This is a genomic window from Amycolatopsis sp. cmx-11-12 (genome assembly GCF_046269425.1).
Lineage (GTDB): Bacteria > Actinomycetota > Actinomycetes > Mycobacteriales > Pseudonocardiaceae > Amycolatopsis.
In genome coordinates this window covers 121,651-136,834 of the sequence record NZ_JADNQM010000002.1, presented here as the reverse complement: position 1 = coordinate 136,834, position 15,184 = coordinate 121,651, and the positions used below count along the sequence as shown (strand labels likewise).

At 70.0% G+C, this 15,184-nt stretch carries 13 protein-coding genes; 9 read left to right on the top strand and 4 right to left on the bottom strand.

Going from position 1 to position 15,184, the window contains the following annotated elements; all coding sequences use genetic code 11:
• The first annotated feature begins 14 nt into the window (after window positions 1-14).
• Window positions 15-581, top strand: a complete 567-nt coding sequence (locus tag ACLARN_RS03015) for a hypothetical protein (protein ID WP_409489760.1) — start codon at window positions 15-17, stop codon at window positions 579-581.
• 185 nt (window positions 582-766) lie between these two features.
• Here the strand turns inward: ACLARN_RS03015 and ACLARN_RS03010 are convergent, their stop codons facing one another.
• Window positions 767-1,591 carry a dienelactone hydrolase family protein gene (locus tag ACLARN_RS03010; protein WP_409489759.1) on the bottom strand — a complete coding sequence of 275 codons (825 nt, stop codon included), beginning with the start codon at window positions 1,589-1,591 and terminating at the stop codon, window positions 767-769.
• A gap of 129 nt (window positions 1,592-1,720) precedes the next feature.
• Here ACLARN_RS03010 and glmS point away from each other — a divergent pair, with 129 nt between their 5' ends.
• The 8 genes from glmS to tsaE all read left to right on the top strand — a co-directional run bounded on the left by glmS (window position 1,721) and on the right by tsaE (window position 11,333).
• Complete coding sequence (glmS, locus tag ACLARN_RS03005; protein ID WP_409489758.1) at window positions 1,721-3,583, top strand: glutamine--fructose-6-phosphate transaminase (isomerizing); 1,863 nt, start codon at window positions 1,721-1,723, stop codon at window positions 3,581-3,583.
• Between the two features lie 14 nt (window positions 3,584-3,597).
• Window positions 3,598-5,043 carry an NAD(P)H-hydrate dehydratase gene (locus tag ACLARN_RS03000; RefSeq protein WP_409489757.1) on the top strand — a complete coding sequence of 482 codons (1,446 nt, stop codon included), beginning with the start codon at window positions 3,598-3,600 and terminating at the stop codon, window positions 5,041-5,043.
• Window positions 5,044-5,277: 234 nt separating this feature from the next.
• Window positions 5,278-6,093: a DeoR/GlpR family DNA-binding transcription regulator gene (locus ACLARN_RS02995; protein WP_409489756.1), complete on the top strand. Its 816-nt coding sequence runs from the start codon at window positions 5,278-5,280 to the stop codon at window positions 6,091-6,093.
• Complete coding sequence (gene xylB, locus ACLARN_RS02990) at window positions 6,083-7,510, top strand: xylulokinase (RefSeq protein WP_409489755.1); 1,428 nt, start codon at window positions 6,083-6,085, stop codon at window positions 7,508-7,510. The genes ACLARN_RS02995 and xylB overlap by 11 nt, the downstream gene beginning before the upstream one ends.
• Window positions 7,511-7,514: 4 nt before the next feature.
• The gene (locus ACLARN_RS02985) at window positions 7,515-8,606 is read left to right on the top strand and encodes an ABC transporter ATP-binding protein (RefSeq protein ID WP_409489754.1); all 1,092 of its coding nucleotides are present in this window, start codon (window positions 7,515-7,517) and stop codon (window positions 8,604-8,606) included.
• Window positions 8,607-8,635: 29 nt separating this feature from the next.
• Window positions 8,636-9,775, top strand: coding sequence for an alanine racemase (alr, locus tag ACLARN_RS02980; RefSeq protein ID WP_409489753.1), 1,140 nt, complete (start codon window positions 8,636-8,638; stop codon window positions 9,773-9,775).
• Window positions 9,772-10,869 (top strand): alpha/beta fold hydrolase, encoded by a 1,098-nt coding sequence (locus ACLARN_RS02975; RefSeq protein ID WP_409489752.1) that lies wholly within the window; start codon window positions 9,772-9,774, stop codon window positions 10,867-10,869. Before alr ends, ACLARN_RS02975 begins: the two co-directional genes overlap by 4 nt.
• The gene (gene tsaE / locus ACLARN_RS02970; RefSeq protein ID WP_409489751.1) at window positions 10,869-11,333 is read left to right on the top strand and encodes a tRNA (adenosine(37)-N6)-threonylcarbamoyltransferase complex ATPase subunit type 1 TsaE; all 465 of its coding nucleotides are present in this window, start codon (window positions 10,869-10,871) and stop codon (window positions 11,331-11,333) included. Before ACLARN_RS02975 ends, tsaE begins: the two co-directional genes overlap by 1 nt.
• Before the next feature lie 176 nt (window positions 11,334-11,509).
• On the opposite strand, the gene ACLARN_RS02965 is transcribed toward tsaE, so the two are convergent.
• The 3 genes from ACLARN_RS02965 to ACLARN_RS02955 form a co-directional block, all read right to left on the bottom strand.
• Complete coding sequence (locus ACLARN_RS02965; protein WP_409489750.1) at window positions 11,510-11,923, bottom strand: hypothetical protein; 414 nt, start codon at window positions 11,921-11,923, stop codon at window positions 11,510-11,512.
• Between the two features lie 479 nt (window positions 11,924-12,402).
• On the bottom strand, window positions 12,403-13,731 hold the full coding sequence (locus ACLARN_RS02960; protein WP_409489749.1) for a carboxyl transferase domain-containing protein: 1,329 nt from the start codon (window positions 13,729-13,731) through the stop codon (window positions 12,403-12,405).
• Window positions 13,728-15,149, bottom strand: a complete 1,422-nt coding sequence (locus tag ACLARN_RS02955) for an acyl-CoA synthetase (protein WP_409489748.1) — start codon at window positions 15,147-15,149, stop codon at window positions 13,728-13,730. Before ACLARN_RS02955 ends, ACLARN_RS02960 begins: the two co-directional genes overlap by 4 nt.
• Window positions 15,150-15,184: the final 35 nt, after the last annotated feature.

Below are 15,184 nucleotides of genomic sequence, written 5' to 3'. Positions count from 1 at the left end.
ACGAGGGAGGACCGATGAGCGCTGTTGACCGGCTGGCGGCCGCGATGTCCAGGCAGGACGCCGCCATCACGGAGCAGGTGGAGCAGCGTGGGCTGCGGGAGCGGCATCTCGTCGAGGCCAAGGCCCAGGCGATGGAGACCATGCAGAAGGACGCGGCCGTCCACGACAAGTACGCCGCCCACATGCAGGAACTGGGGAAGCGGAGCAAGGAGGCGGGCGGCTGGCTGACCGGCAAGACGACCGCCGACCGCAGCCACACGATCGGCTTCGACATCGAGGACGACGACAAGCCGGACGCCCGGTTCGCCGAGTTCGGCGCCCGTCAGGGGCCCGAGGCGGCGCGGCCGGTGGCTGCACCTCCGCCGCCTCCTCCTCCGGTCGCGCCGGGTGTGCCCGGAATGCCGGCGACGGTGGACGTCCCTCCGCCCGCGGCGCCGACGTCCGCGCCTACACCCGTGCCGAGTGCCGAGGCGCCCGACGCCCCTGGCACGCCCGCGCGTCGCCGAGGTCGTCACGCCGCCCGCGACGACAAGGGTTTCGACGACGACGACTTCTCGAATAACTCGTGGATGGTCGACTGACCGCTTCACCGCACTTCAGGGCCCGGCTCACCAGAGCCGGGCCCTTCTTTCTGCTCGCTCCGCTCGCCCGGCAATTTCGACTTTCGCGGGCTAAGTGCGACGCGTAGGCATGCTAAGCAACCGGGCGCGGGTCGAGGGCCCGGATCGCGATTAGCCCGCTAAACGCAAGCCGGCCGGGGAGCGGGTCAGGCGGCGGGTTCGTCTTGGAGCTCGATCGGGGCGCGTTTGACGTCGGCGTCCAGCAGCGGCTGGTACTTCGTCGTCCCCGTGAGGTGAGTCAGGAAGAACGCGGTGAACAGCGCCCTCGTCAGCTGCTGGGTCCCGCGATGCGGCTTCCCGTGCAGCAGCAGCTGGCTCCAGTGCTTGCCCTCGGTGACGCCGAGGTGCGAAGACTTCCCGAGCGTCCGCAGCTGCACCGGCCCGCCCCACGCGTCCGCGATGGCCTCGGCGTGCCCGACCGGCGGCGCGACCAGGTCTTCGCCCGCCGCGAGATGCAGACCGGGCACGGTCACCGACTGGGCGGACACCGTCGCCGGCGGCAGCGTCTGGGCGGGAGTGATGGTCGCGACAGCCTGAATCCGCGGTCGATCGTCGTTCTCGGCGGCCTGCGCGGCGGCCAGGACCGCCGAACCGCCTCCGGTCGAGTGCCCCGCGAGGCCCAGTTTCGCCGGGTCGACGCTGATGCCGTCCGGTCCGAGGCGGACCGTGGTGATCAGGTCGAGCGTGGTGAGCAGGTCGCCGGCCAACAGCCGATGCGACGGCAAGGGTCCGCGCTGGGTGGCCGGAGCCGCAGCAACGATGCCCCAGCTCGCGAGGTGCCGGAGCAGATGCCGATAGCTCCCGGTGGGCTGCAACCAGCCATGCCCGAACGCGATCGCGGGCATACCGAGCCCTGAGCGGGGCGTGAACACGACACCGGGGAGCCCGACCAGGGCGAGGTTGCCGCGCAGAACCTCGTGCGGACCTGGGTGGGACAGCTCCGCGAGCAGCTGCTTGGGCTTGCTGGCCATGTTCGTGACCTTACTGCCCGCACTCCCGTCCGGCCCGCGCGCCGCCCCGGCGTTCGCCTTTAGCCCGCTAAACGCGAGTGCGCGCCGCCCGCGCGAAGGGGCCGAATTTCTCTCGTTAGGCTGGCGGCCGTGTGTGGAATCGTGGGATATGTCGGACACCGCCCCGCTCTGGACGTCGTCATCGGCGGACTGCGCAGGATGGAATACCGCGGCTATGACTCGGCAGGCGTCGCCGTCCTCGACGGCGCCGGCGCACTGAAGGTCGAGCGCAAGGCAGGTCGCCTGGCCAATCTGGAGACCCAGCTCGACACCGTCGGCCGGGACACCTTCACCGGCACCGCCGGGATGGGTCACACCCGCTGGGCCACCCACGGCGCCCCGGTCGACCGCAACTCCCACCCGCACCGCGACGCCTCGCAGCGCGTCGCCGTCGTGCACAACGGCATCATCGAGAACTTCGCCGCTCTTCGCGGCGAGCTCGAGGCCGATGGCGTCGAGATGGCGAGCGACACCGACTCCGAAACCGCCGCGCACCTCATCTCTCGCGCCTACACCGAAGGCGACACGAAGGGCGACTTCCCGGCCAGCGTCGCCGCGGTCTGCCGTCGGCTCGAGGGCGCGTTCACCCTGGTCGTCACCATCGCCGATCAGCCGGACACCATCGTCGCCGCCCGCCGTTCCTCCCCGCTGGTCGTCGGCGTCGGCGAGGGCGAGCACTTCGTCGCTTCCGACGTCGCCGCGTTCATCGAGCACACCCGCGAGGCCGTCGAGCTCGGCCAGGACCAGCTCGTCGTGATCACCCGAGAGGGTTACGAGGTCACCGACTTCCACGGCGACGCCGCCCAGGCCAAGCCGTTCACCGTCGACTGGGACCTCTCGGCCGCGGAAAAGGGCGGCCACGAGTACTTCATGCTCAAGGAGATCGAGGAGCAGCCGGAGGCGCTGGCGAACACGCTGCGCGGCCACTTCGACGGCGGCCGGATCATCCTCGACGAGCAGCGCATCTCCGACCAGGACCTGCGTGACGTCGACAAGGTCTTCGTCGTCGCCTGTGGTTCTGCGTACCACTCGGGTCTCGTCGCCAAGTACGCCATCGAGCACTGGTGCCGTCTCCCGGTCGAGGTTGAGCTGGCCAGCGAGTTCCGCTACCGCGACCCGGTGCTGGACCGCGCGACGCTGGTCGTCGCCGTTTCGCAGTCGGGCGAGACCGCGGACACCCTCGAGGCCGTTCGCCATGCCCGCGAGCAGAAGGCCCGCGTCCTGGCCGTCTGCAACACCAACGGCGCGCAGATCCCGCGCGAGTCCGACGCCGTCCTCTACACGCACGCCGGTCCGGAGATCGGTGTCGCCTCGACCAAGGCGTTCCTCGCGCAGATCGCGGCCAACTACCTGGTCGGCTTGGCGCTCGCGCAGGCTCGCGGCACCAAGTACCCGGACGAGGTCGCCCGCGAGTTCGCCGAACTCGAGGCCATGCCCGCCGCGGTACAGAAGGTCCTGTCCACTGTGGACCAGGTCCGCGACCTCGGTCGCCGGATCGCGGACTCGAAGGCCGTGCTGTTCCTCGGCCGTCACGTCGGTTTCCCGGTCGCCCTCGAAGGCGCGCTGAAGCTCAAGGAACTGGCGTACATGCACGCCGAAGGCTTCGCCGCCGGTGAGCTCAAGCACGGCCCGATCGCGCTGATCGAAGAAGGCCTGCCGGTCGTCGTGGTGATGCCGTCGCCGAAGGGCCGCGCGGTGCTGCACTCGAAGCTGGTTTCGAACATCAGCGAGATCCAGGCGCGCGGCGCCCGCACGATCGTGATCGCGGAGGAGGGCGACGAGACCGTCCGCCCGTTCGCCGACGAGCTGATCGAGATCCCGGCCGTCCCGACGCTGCTGCAACCGCTGGTTTCGACGGTGCCGTTGCAGGTGCTGGCCGCCGAGATCGCCCGTACGCGCGGGTACGACGTCGACAAGCCGCGTAACCTGGCGAAGTCGGTCACCGTCGAGTAAGGACCGGAGGCGTCGTGCAGGGAATCTGGACCACGGAACGGATTCGCGCGGCGGAGGACCGGTTGCTCGCCGTCACTCCCGACGGCGAGCTCATGCGGCGAGCGGCTTTCGGCCTGGCGGTGCACGCCGCCGAGATGCTGGCCGAGCACACGGGTTCGGTCTCCGGGCGGCGGGTGACGCTGCTCGTCGGGTCGGGCAACAACGGCGGCGACGCCTTGTGGGCAGGCGCGTTCCTGCGCCGCCGCAATGTGGCCGTTTCGGCGATCCTGCTGAAGCCTGAACGCGCTCACGGCGCGGGTTTGGCCGCCTTGAAGCGATCCGGCGGCAAGATTGTGTCCGTTGAGGACGGTCCACAATGGATTGACCGAGCCGATCTCGTGATCGATGGGATCGTCGGCATTTCGGCGCGAGGGCCCTTGCGGGCGGACGCTGCCGCGCTGCTGGAGCACGTGAGCGCACCGGTGCTGGCCGTCGATCTGCCGAGCGGGGTGGATCCGGACACCGGCGCCGTCGACGGTCCGGCGGTCGTCGCCGACCGCACGGTCACTTTCGGTGCGCTCAAGCCGGTGCACGCGCTCGCTCCCGCGTCCTGCGGTGAGGTCACTTTGGTGGACATCGGCTTGCGGCCGGAACTCGGCGAGCCCGATCTGTGGCGGCTCGACACGGCCGATGTCGCCGCCGCGTGGCCGGTTCCGGGGCCTGGCGACGACAAGTACAGCCAAGGTGTGGTCGGGGTGGCCGCGGGCTCCGCGACGTACCCGGGCGCGGCCGTGCTCGCGGCAGGCGCCGCCGTGCGGGCGACGTCCGGGCTGGTGCGGTACGCCGGACACGCCGCCGACGTGGTGCGCGGACGCTGGCCCGAGGTCATCGCGACCGGATCGGTGACGGACGCCGGGCGGGTGCAGGCGTGGGTCGTCGGGCCGGGGATCGGGACCGGGCACGAGGGCCGGGACGTGCTGCGGTTCGTGCTCGGGCGGGGTGTGCCGGTGTGTGCGGACGCCGACGCGACGACGATCATCGCGCGCTCGCCCGACGTGCTCGACGCGCGCGATCCGGATACGCCGCTCGTGCTGACCCCGCACGCGGGGGAGTTCGAGCGGCTGATGGGGTCGCCGCCCGGGGCTGACCGGGTCGCGGCGGCGCGGTCGGCCGCGCGGAAGTACGACGCCGTCGTGCTCTTGAAGGGGCACTGCACGGTGGTCGCGGCGCCGGATGGGCGCGCGCTGGTGAACACGCCTCGCGGATCGTGGCTCGCGACGGCCGGGTCGGGGGACGTCCTGTCCGGTCTGGTCGGCGCGCTGCTCGCGGCCGGACTCGATCCCTGGCTCGCCGCCGGGGCCGCCGCGCACGTCCACTCGCTCGCCGGATCCCTGGCTGCCGGCGGCGCTCCCACCTCGGCGTCCGGCATCCTCGATGCCGTCCCCGATGCCATCCGGTCCGTCCGCTCCCTCACCCCCTGACCAGGGCACCGACTTGCGTTTAGCCCCCTAAGTGCGCTCTGCGGGCAACTGCCTCCAGAACGCACTTAGGGGGCTAAACGCAAACCGGCGGGCCTGGAGGTGAGGCGGCAGGAAATGGGAGAGTTATCGAGTTACGTGTTAACTCCGGGCGAATAATCTGGTAAGAAGCAGGTGTGAGCGCCGACACCCACCCCGCCGAGACCGCGACGGTCCGGGTCGTGAACGGTGTCGCCCATGTCTAAGACCAGGCCATCGGACGCCGCCGTCGAGCACCGGCGCCAGGAGATCCTCGACCACGTCATCGCCACCGGCGAGGTCCGCATCGACGACCTCACCACACGGTTCGGCGTCAGCCTGATGACGATGCACCGCGACCTCGACGACCTCGCCGAGCGCCGTCTCCTCCGCAAACTGCGCGGCAAGGTCGAGGCCTACCCGGCGACGACCATGGAGTCGGCCGCCCGTTTCCGCGACACCTTCAACCTGGCCACGAAGGACGCGCTGGGCGAGGCCGCCGCGGCGCACGTCCACTCCGGCCAGACGGTCTTCGTCGACGACTCGACGACGCTGTTCCCGCTCGTCCGCCGCCTCGGCCAGGTCGAGGACCTCACCGTCATCACCAACTCGCTCGAAGCCGCCCGCATCCTCGGCCCGGCGAAGAGCGTCGAGGTCGTCCTCGCCGGCGGCCGCTATCACCACGAGTTCGACTCGTGCGCCGGTCCGGACGTGGTCGGGTTCCTCGACCGCACGCACGCTGACATCGCGTTCGTCTCGGTCGCCGCGGTCGCGGTCGGCCGCCTGTTCCACCCGGTCCAGGACTACGCGGAGCTCAAGAAAGCCGCGCTGCGCACCGCCGACCGCAACGTCCTGGTCGTCGACAACTCCAAGTTCGGCCGCACCGCCACCTACGCGTACGGCGACATCGGCGACTACGACCTCCTGATCACCGACGAAGAGGCGCCGACCGAGGAGATCGAGGCGGCGCTGCTCGCCGGAACGGCCATCGAGCAGGTCGAATGCGCACCGGAGGGCCCGGAATATGAGTTCTGACCTGGTCGCCGGAATCGACTCGTCGACCCAGTCGACGAAGGTCGTCGTCTGCGACGCGCACACCGGCGAGATCGTCCGCACCGGCCGCGCCGCGCACCCCGAGGGCACCGAAGTCGCCCCGTCGGCGTGGTGGGACGCGTTCCGCGAAGCCACGGACGGCCTCCTCGACGGTGTCGGCGCGATCGGCATCGGCGGTCAGCAGCACGGCATGGTCACCCTCGACGAAACAGGCGAGGTCGTCCGGCCCGCCTTGCTGTGGAACGACACCCGCTCCGCGAAGGCGGCCGAAGACCTCGGCGGCGAGCTCGGCCCCGAGAACTGGGCGCAGTCCGTCGGCTCGCTGCCTGTCGCCAGCTTCACCGTCACGAAACTGCGCTGGATGGCGGAGCACGAGCCCGAGTTGGCCGATCGCGTCGCCCGCGTCCTGCTCCCGCACGACTGGCTGACCTGGCAGCTGCTGGGCGAAGGCGCCGAGCCGGTCACCGACCGCGGCGACGCCTCCGGCACCGGGTACTTCTCGCCCGCCACCGGCGCCTACCGCCAGGACCTCCTCGCGCACGCCTTCGGCGGCCGGACACCCGAACTGCCCAAGGTCATCGGTCCTGCCGAGGCCGCGGGGCACACACCGGACGGGATCCTGGTCTCGGCCGGAACCGGTGACAACATGGCCGCCGCGCTCGGTCTCGAACTCGCCCCCGGCGACGTCGTGGTCTCGCTCGGCACGAGCGGCACGGTGTTCGGCGTTTCGGAGACCGCGAGCGCAGACCCCTCCGGCATCGTCGCCGGATTCGCCGACGCCACCGGCCGATTCCTGCCGCTGGCCTGCACCCTCAACGCCGCCCGCGTGCTCACCGCGACGTCCGCGATGCTCGGCGTCGAACTCGCGGACTTCGACAAGCTGGCGCTCGCCGCCGACGCGGGCTCCGGCGGCCTCACTTTCCTCCCGTACCTCGACGGGGAGCGGACGCCGAATCTCCCGGACGCCACGGGCACGCTCCTCGGTCTGACCAGGGCCAGCATGACGCCCGAGAACCTCGCTCGCGCCGCCGTCGAAGGCATGTTGTGCGGACTCGCCGCCGGTCTCGACGCCCTTCGCGAACAGGGACTCGAAGTCCACCGAGTGCTTTTGATCGGCGGCGGCGCGCAGTCGGCCGCCGTCCGCGCGGTCGCGCCGATCGTGTTCGGCGTGCCCGTCGTCGTCCCCGAAGTCGCCGAATACGTCGCGGTCGGCGCCGCGCGGCAGGCGGCCTGGGCCCTCGCTTCCAGCACGGAACCTCCTCGCTGGCAGGAAGACCACGGCACCACCCCGCTCGAACCGACCGAGGCGGACCGCGCCGAGGGACACCGGATCCAGCAACGACATCTCGAAGCCCGCGAACTCGGGCACGGCATTTCCGCGAAACCGAAAGAGGACTGAACCGATGGCCACGATCACCTACGACAAGGCGACCCGGCGCTACGCCGGTTCCGAGCGGCCCGCCGTGGACGCACTCGAACTCGAGATCGCCGACGGCGAATTCCTCGTGCTGGTCGGGCCTTCCGGCTGTGGCAAGTCCACCAGCCTGCGGATGCTCGCCGGCCTCGAGGACATCGACGAAGGCGCCGTCTGGATCGGCGACCGCGACGTCACGCAGCTGCCCCCGCGCGCCCGCGACATCGCGATGGTGTTCCAGAACTACGCGCTGTACCCGCATATGACCGTCGGCCAGAACATGGGCTTCGCGCTGAAGATCGCGGGCCGTCCGGCCTCGGAGATCAAGCAGAAGGTGCTCGACGCGGCCAAGCTGCTCGACATCGAGCAGTACCTCGACCGCAAGCCGAAGGCGCTCTCCGGTGGTCAGCGCCAGCGTGTCGCGATGGGCCGCGCCATCGTGCGTGAGCCGCAGGTCTTCCTGATGGACGAGCCGCTGTCGAACCTCGACGCGAAGCTGCGTGTTTCGACGCGTACGCAGATCGCCGCGCTCCAGCGCCGTCTCGGCGTCACGACCGTGTACGTCACGCACGACCAGGTCGAGGCCATGACGATGGGTGACCGGGTCGCGGTCCTCTCGGACGGTCTCCTGCAGCAGTGCGACACCCCGCGCGCGCTGTACGACAAGCCCGCAAACGCTTTCGTCGCCGGATTCATCGGCTCGCCCGCGATGAACCTCGTCACCGCGAAGCTCACCGAAGACGGTGCCGAACTCGGCGGCGCACGGGTGCCGCTGACTCGCGAGATTCTCGCCAAGGCCGACGGTGACACCGTCACCCTGGGCTTCCGCCCGGAATCGCTCGAGGTGACCGCCAGCGAGGACGGCACGCTGCCGATCAAGGTGGACCTCGTCGAGGAGCTCGGCTCGGACGCGTACGTCTACGGCAAGCTCGCCGAGAGCGACGCCGAGGGCACGAAGTCGAACGTCGTCACCCGGGTCGACCCGCGCAAGCCGCCGGTCATGGGCGACACCCTGCACCTGCGGGTCCGCCCCGACGAGCTGCACGTGTTCTCCGCCACCACCGGGGCACGCCTGTCCTGAGCCGGGGCCGTGGGAAACTGGTGGTCGTTATGACCGCCAGTTTCCCGCGTGCCGAGGTCGTCATCGACCTGTCCGTCATCCGGCACAACGTCGCCCTGCTCGCTTCCCGCGCCCCAGGGGCCCAGACCATGGCCGTGGTCAAGGCCGACGGCTATGGCCACGGCGCGCTCGAGGTCGGCAGGGCCGCTGTCGAGGGTGGGGCCACCTGGCTGGGCACCTGCTCCCTCGACGAAGCACTCGCACTGCGTCACGCTGGGATCGGATGTCGGCTCTTCAGCTGGCTCGACACCCCCGAAGCCGACTTCGCACCCGCAGTCGCCGAAGACATCGACGTCGCCGTCAGCTCCCTCGACGAACTCGCCCGCGTGGCCGACGGCGCTCGCCGAGCGCGCGACTTTAGCGGGCTAAGTGCGATCTCTCGGGTGCACCTCAAGATCGACACCGGGCTGTCCCGAAATGGCTGCCCACCTGCGGAATGGCCGGCGCTCGTCAAGGCAGCGGCGGCCGCGAAGCCGCTCATCGACGTTGTCGCGATCTGGTCGCACCTCGCCTGCGCCGACGAGCCGGGTCACCCGTCCATCGACGCGCAGGCGAAGCGGTTCGACGACGCCTACGACATCGCCCGCGCGGCGGGCCTGAACCCGATACGGCACCTAGCGAACTCCGCCGCCGTGCTGACCAGGCCGGATCTGCACTTCGACCTCGTGCGCCCCGGGATCGCGATCTACGGGCTGAACCCGGTGCCCGTCGCCGAGGATCTGCGCCCGGCGATGACCTTCAAGTCGTCCGTGGTGCTCACGAAAAGGATCGCCGCCGGCGAATCCGTGTCGTACGGCCATTCCTGGACGGCCGAGCGCGACACCACTCTCGCCCTGGTCCCGGTCGGATACGCCGACGGCGTGCCGCGGTCGCTGTCCGGACGGATGGACGTCTGGCTCGGCGGACGTCGTCGTCCGGTGGCCGGACGTGTCTGCATGGACCAGCTGATCGTCGACTGCGGAGACGACGAACCGGCCGTCGGCAGCGAAGTGATCCTTTTCGGCCAAGGCACGTTTGGCGAGCCGACGGCCCGGGAATGGGCTGACAAGCTGGGAACGATCGACTACGAGATCGTGACTTCGATGTACCGCCCGCGAATCCACCGGACGTATCTGGAGGCAGGCTCGTGACACCTTCACGACGACTGCTGGCCATCGTCGGCGGCGTCGGGGCGGTGGCCACCGGCACCGCCGCCGCGATCGCCGTCGCCGCACAGCAGCGGCGGCAGAGTGAGGACCCGTTCGTGGACGAGCCGTTGGGGGATCTTGAACCGGACCGGACTTCGACAGTGGCGGCGGAGGACGGCACGCCGCTCGCGGTCGAGGAGATCGATCCGGCCGATGGGGGAAAACCGGAGCTGACCGTCGTGGGCGTGCACGGTTTCGCGTTGTCGAAGCGCTGCTGGCATTTTCAGCGGCGAGACCTCGCGTCGCTGAAGCTGCCGCGAGTGCGTCAGGTCTACTACGACCATCGCGGGCATGGGCAAGCCGGCGCCGCGAACGCCGAAACCAGCACCATCGAACAGCTGGCGCGCGACCTCGACATGGTCCTGCGCTCGGTGGTGCCGGAGGGACCCATCGTGCTCATGGGGCACTCGATGGGCGGCATGGTGATCATGGAACTCGCCGCGGAGCATCCCGAGCTGTTCGAAGACCGCGTCGGCGGCGTCGCGTTCATCGCGACCGCGGCGGGCGAAGTCGGCGCTCGGGGCTTGCCGCGATCACTGCTTTCGAAGTACAACCCGCTCACGCGAGGCGTCGGCGGGCTGGCCGGATGGCAGCCGGGACTCGTCGAGTTCGTGCGCGCGGCGGGAGGGCAGCTGACCCGGCAGGCCGTGCGCAGGCTGGCTTTCGGCAGCCGGGACGTGTCTCCGCGACTCGTCGACTTCATGCTGGAAATGCTCGAAGTGACGCCGGTGCGCGGACTCGTGAATTTCGTCGACACGCTCGGCAGCCACAACCGGTATGCCGCGCTCGCCGGGTTGAAGCACGCGCACGTGCTGGTCATCGGCGGCGATTCCGACCGGTTCACGCCTATCTCGCACGCCGAGCGGATCGCGGCGGAGCTGCCGGACGCGGAGCTGGTGCGCGTGCGCGGCGCGGGGCACATGGTGCAGCTGGAACAACCTGAACTGGTGAACAGCCACCTGATCGACTTGATGCAGCGGTGCACGGGCACCGATGGTGAAACTCCTGACCGGCGAACCTGGTGGTGGCAGCGCTGATGAACTTCGCTTTCCCGACTCCCGAGTCGACCATGGACTTCGGGCGCGCGCTCGGGCGTTCGCTGCGCGCGGGTGACCTGGTGTTGCTCGCCGGGCCGCTCGGGGCGGGCAAGACGACGCTGACCCGCGGGATCGCAGACGGTCTCGGTGTCGGCGGGCGGGTCAGCTCGCCGACGTTCGTGATCGCCAGGGTGCATCCGGCGGGCGAGGCCGGAGTCGCTCTGGTGCATGTCGACGCGTACCGGCTCGGTGGGGATCTCTCGCAGCTGGACGACCTGGACCTCGACACCGAACTCGAGCGGTCCGCCTTGGTCGTCGAGTGGGGCGAGGGGGCGGCGGAGCGCCTTTCGGAGGACTACCTCGTCGTGCGCCTGGATCGCCGCGAGGACGATGTCCGCATGGTCACCTTGGAGCCGCACGGCACGTGGGAGTCTCGGACGCCCGACTTGCGTTTAGCGGGCTAAACGCGATCTGTGCGGCAGGCGGGCCGCAGCGCGATTAGCCCGCTAAACGCGAGTCTCACCCGGATGCCGCATCAGGGCTGACCTGGCGAAGCGTCCCCTTCGTGCCCCAAGACCTCAGTGGTCCGGGCTTGGGGGTGCGCATGCCGCTGGGTCCCACAGCGGCATGCGCACCCTGTCTAGACGGCGGGGGCCGGTTCAGCCTGCGGTCCGCGCCGACGGTGAAGCCACCACAATCCGCACAGGCCGATCACACCGGTCTGCGCGGCCGGTGTCGCGACGATGGCCAGTGCGAGGAGTGCGGCGATCAAGGCGAACCAGTAGAGCAGGACACGCCTGGTGTTTTCCCGGCTGCCGAAGAACGTGCTTCGCCAGAATTCGGGCCACTGCGTCGCGGGACGCAGATGGACGCGACGGCACGCGGGGTCGGTGACCATGCCGACCGGTTCGCCCGCCAAATCGAGCAATTCGTCGAGACTGACTTCTGCCGGGTGACACCCGCCGTGGTGATCCTGGTTCGTATCCGGGGTCATCACCTGCGGCTGGGGTGGCTCCTCTGGCATACCGCCGGAACACGGCGCTACGCTGGGCATGTTTGACGCCTCCATAGGACTATTCGGGTTGATGGAGCTGTTGAACTTCAAAGCGGCTCCCCCTTGCCCGGGGAGCCGCTTCCTTTATGTGCGGTATTCGGATGTTTCCGGGCCGCAACACAAGCCATTGTGGACGAAGTTTCCGGACCTACGGGGCGGTAAGTGAAAGGTTGCTGAATCCTGCGCCGAGCGGTCGGCGTAATTCACCCCGGGTCATCGGTTTGCACTACTGTAACTCGAAAGAGTAGTTGCGGACGTGGCTTGCCATCTCATTGTGCAGATAGCGAGAGTTGAGTACACCCAGAGTATTTCGCATTCATACTATCGAGTGGATCACCGTTGTTGATGCGGAAAGAATTGTTCGGTACCGGACGTTCGGCCGCGGCATCCGCACATGCAGATGGCCATGCTCGGCGCATAGTGCCCGCTCAACGCCGATCTCCGACCGTTTGTCGCCGCGCCGGATCGCGTTTAGCGGGCTAAACGCGATCTGTGCGGTGAGTGAGCCGCGCGATTCCCAGGTCGACCAGGTCTTGGGGGCGTAGCCGCAGGCGGTCCGCGAGGGCGGGGACTTCGTCGGCGGGCAGCTTGAGGATCGCCGCGGCCGCCTCGGGCGTCGTGACCGAGAAGTACGCGTTGAGCGTCACCCAGGTCGATCCCGGCGCCGCGAACGCGAGCGCGCCACCGGATCCGCCTTCCCCGATCACCAGCGTCGTGATCGGCACGGCCGCGCTCGCGATCGCCTCGAACATCTCCGCGATCGCCGCACCGGCCCCGGCCCGCTCGGCCGTCGCGTCGTTCGCCGCACCGGGGGTGTCGACGAGCGTGAGAATCGGGATCCCGAGCCGCGACGCGAGCCGCACCAGCCGCGCCGCCGTCCGGAACCCTGCGGGCAGCGTCGCCGTTCCGCACTGTGCCGCGTACGCGATAGCCCGGCCGCCTCGCCAGCCGAAGCCGCATAAGACACCGGAGTCGACTCCGCCGCACCTGTCGCCCGAGACATCCTCACGCCACTCGAAGTACGCGTCGAGATACTCCGCCGCCCTCGGCCGATCAGCCGAGCGCGCCGCCTGAACCGCGGCCCAGCCGCTGTCGGGCAATCCCGCCGACCCGAGCGCGTGAGGAGGCTCGGCGGCTTCCGTCGTCGGCGAGGCCAGCAAGCGCAGCCACCGTTCCAGTACGGCGGGAAGATCGGCGGGCGGCACGATCCCGTCGACCTGGCCCCACGCGAGCTTCGCCTCGGCCGTGTACGCCTCCGCGGGCGCGTCGGCAGGCCGTACCCGTGATCCGGCGAAGCCGACCTGCGCCTCGGGAAGCGCGAGAATGACGTCGGCGCTCGCGCCGAGTGTCGCCCAGCCGCCGCCCGTGGTCGGGTCACGCAGCACCGAGATCTGCGGCACCGACCGGGCTCCGGCCGCCGCCCGCGCGATGCGCTGCAACTGCGAAAGCGCGCGCATCCCTTGCTGCATGCGGCTGCCGCCGGTCGCGATCAGCGACACCACGGGCAACCGGGATTCCACTGCCCGCGCGAAGGCCGCCTCGACGCGATCACCCGTCCGCTGACCGATCGACCCGCCAAGGAAACCGAATTCGAAGGCGACCACGACCGCCTCGACGCCGCCGATCTCGGCGGTCCCGCAGAGGACGGACTCGTCTTCGCCTGACCGTTCCGCGGCGGCCTCGCGTGCCGCGTGATAGCCCGGCCAATCGATCGGCCCGTCGTCCGGCTCGTCGGAACGCGGAACGTCCAGGTCCACGAAACCGGTCGCGATCTCCTTGATGACGGACCGGGCGGAAGGCCTGCTCATCCGAGCGCCCGCTTCATGACCTTGCCCATGTCGTTGCGCGGCAACGCCTCCAGATAGCGGACCACCCGCGGCCGTTTGTGCGGCGAGAGCAGGCGTGAGACGTGGTCGGCGAGTTCCGACTCCGTCGGGCGTTCCCCGTCGGGCACCACCCAGGCCACGATGCGCTCGCCGAGATCGTCGTCGGGCTCGCCGGTCACCGCGACCTCCGCGACGCCGGGATGTTCCATGAGCGCGTTCTCGATCTCGCCCGCGCCGATCTTGTAGCCGCCGCTCTTGATCAGATCCGTCGCCTTCCGGCCGACGATCTTCACGTATCCGGCAGCGTCGCGGGTCGCCAGGTCGCCGGTCCTGAACCAACCGTCGTCGAACGCGGCTTCGGTGGCGTCGGGGCGGTTGAGGTACTCGGTGAACAGGTTCGGCCCGCGGACCTGGATCTCGCCGACGGTCTCGATCTCCTCGACGGGCTGTCCCGCCTCGTCCACGAGCCGCAGGTCGACGCCGTCCAGCGGGACGCCGACGGTGCCTGGGACACGCTCGCCGTCGGCGCGAACGCTGGTGTTCATGAGGGTCTCGGTCATCCCGTAGCGCTCGATCACGCGTTGACCGGTCGCCGCGGTGATGCGCTGGTGGTCGTGGACGGGCAGCGCCGCCGATCCGGAGACGAGCAGCCGGGCGCCGCTCAGCGCCTCGGCGAGCGACGGATCGTCGCCGACCTCACCCGCGATGCGGTGATACATCGTCGGGACGCCGAACATCATCGTCGCCCCGGTCGCGAGTTCGCGTGCCACGCCCTCTGTGGAGAACCGGCCGAGATGCCGCACCGAGCCACCACGTCGAAGGGGTCCGAGGATGCCGAGGATCAGGCCGTGGACGTGGAACAGCGGAAGACCGTGCACCAGGACGTCGTCGGCCGTCCACTCCCAGGCGCTCTCGAGCGCGTCGAGAGTGGTCGAGAGCGCGCGGCGTGGGAGGACGACGCCCTTGGGCGGGCCGGTGGTGCCGGAGGTGTAGACGATCAGCGCCGGGGCCTCGGCGTCCGGTTCCGCGGGGAGGTCGACGGGCGCGCCTTCGAGGGTGATGTCGCGACGGGGCAGGCCGCCGAGGCCGGTGGGCAGGTCGGCGCCCGGTTCGGCGAGGACGAGCAGGGGCTCGCTGTCGACGAGGATGTGCGCGAGTTCGCGTTCGCCGATCTTCGGGTTGAGCGGGATGGCGGGGACGCCGGCGAGCAGCGCGGCGATCACGGCGACGCTGGTGTGCACCGTCGGTGTCGCCCAGACGGCGACGCGGCCGCTCGGCAGGTCGCGGGCGAGCGTGCCGGCGACGGCCGCGAGGTCGGCGTACGTCAGGGACGTGTCGCCGAAGCGGAGGGCCTCCTTGCCGGAGCCGCTCGCCAGCGTGGGGAACAACCGATCGGGCACCTTGTGACCTCCTGCTCGACTCCGCCTGCCGGGGC

What these genes read in the sequence shown, in the direction of transcription:
- ACLARN_RS03015 (WP_409489760.1), top strand. Translation starts at nt 15, where the DNA reads ATGAGCGCTGTTGACCGGCTGGCGGCCGCGATGTCCAGGCAGGACGCC.
- ACLARN_RS03010 (WP_409489759.1), bottom strand. Translation starts at nt 1,591, where the DNA reads ATGGCCAGCAAGCCCAAGCAGCTGCTCGCGGAGCTGTCCCACCCAGGT.
- ACLARN_RS02995 (WP_409489756.1), top strand. Translation starts at nt 5,278, where the DNA reads ATGTCTAAGACCAGGCCATCGGACGCCGCCGTCGAGCACCGGCGCCAG.
- xylB (WP_409489755.1), top strand. Translation starts at nt 6,083, where the DNA reads ATGAGTTCTGACCTGGTCGCCGGAATCGACTCGTCGACCCAGTCGACG.
- ACLARN_RS02985 (WP_409489754.1), top strand. Translation starts at nt 7,515, where the DNA reads ATGGCCACGATCACCTACGACAAGGCGACCCGGCGCTACGCCGGTTCC.
- alr (WP_409489753.1), top strand. Translation starts at nt 8,636, where the DNA reads ATGACCGCCAGTTTCCCGCGTGCCGAGGTCGTCATCGACCTGTCCGTC.
- tsaE (WP_409489751.1), top strand. Translation starts at nt 10,869, where the DNA reads ATGAACTTCGCTTTCCCGACTCCCGAGTCGACCATGGACTTCGGGCGC.
- ACLARN_RS02965 (WP_409489750.1), bottom strand. Translation starts at nt 11,923, where the DNA reads ATGCCCAGCGTAGCGCCGTGTTCCGGCGGTATGCCAGAGGAGCCACCC.
- ACLARN_RS02960 (WP_409489749.1), bottom strand. Translation starts at nt 13,731, where the DNA reads ATGAGCAGGCCTTCCGCCCGGTCCGTCATCAAGGAGATCGCGACCGGT.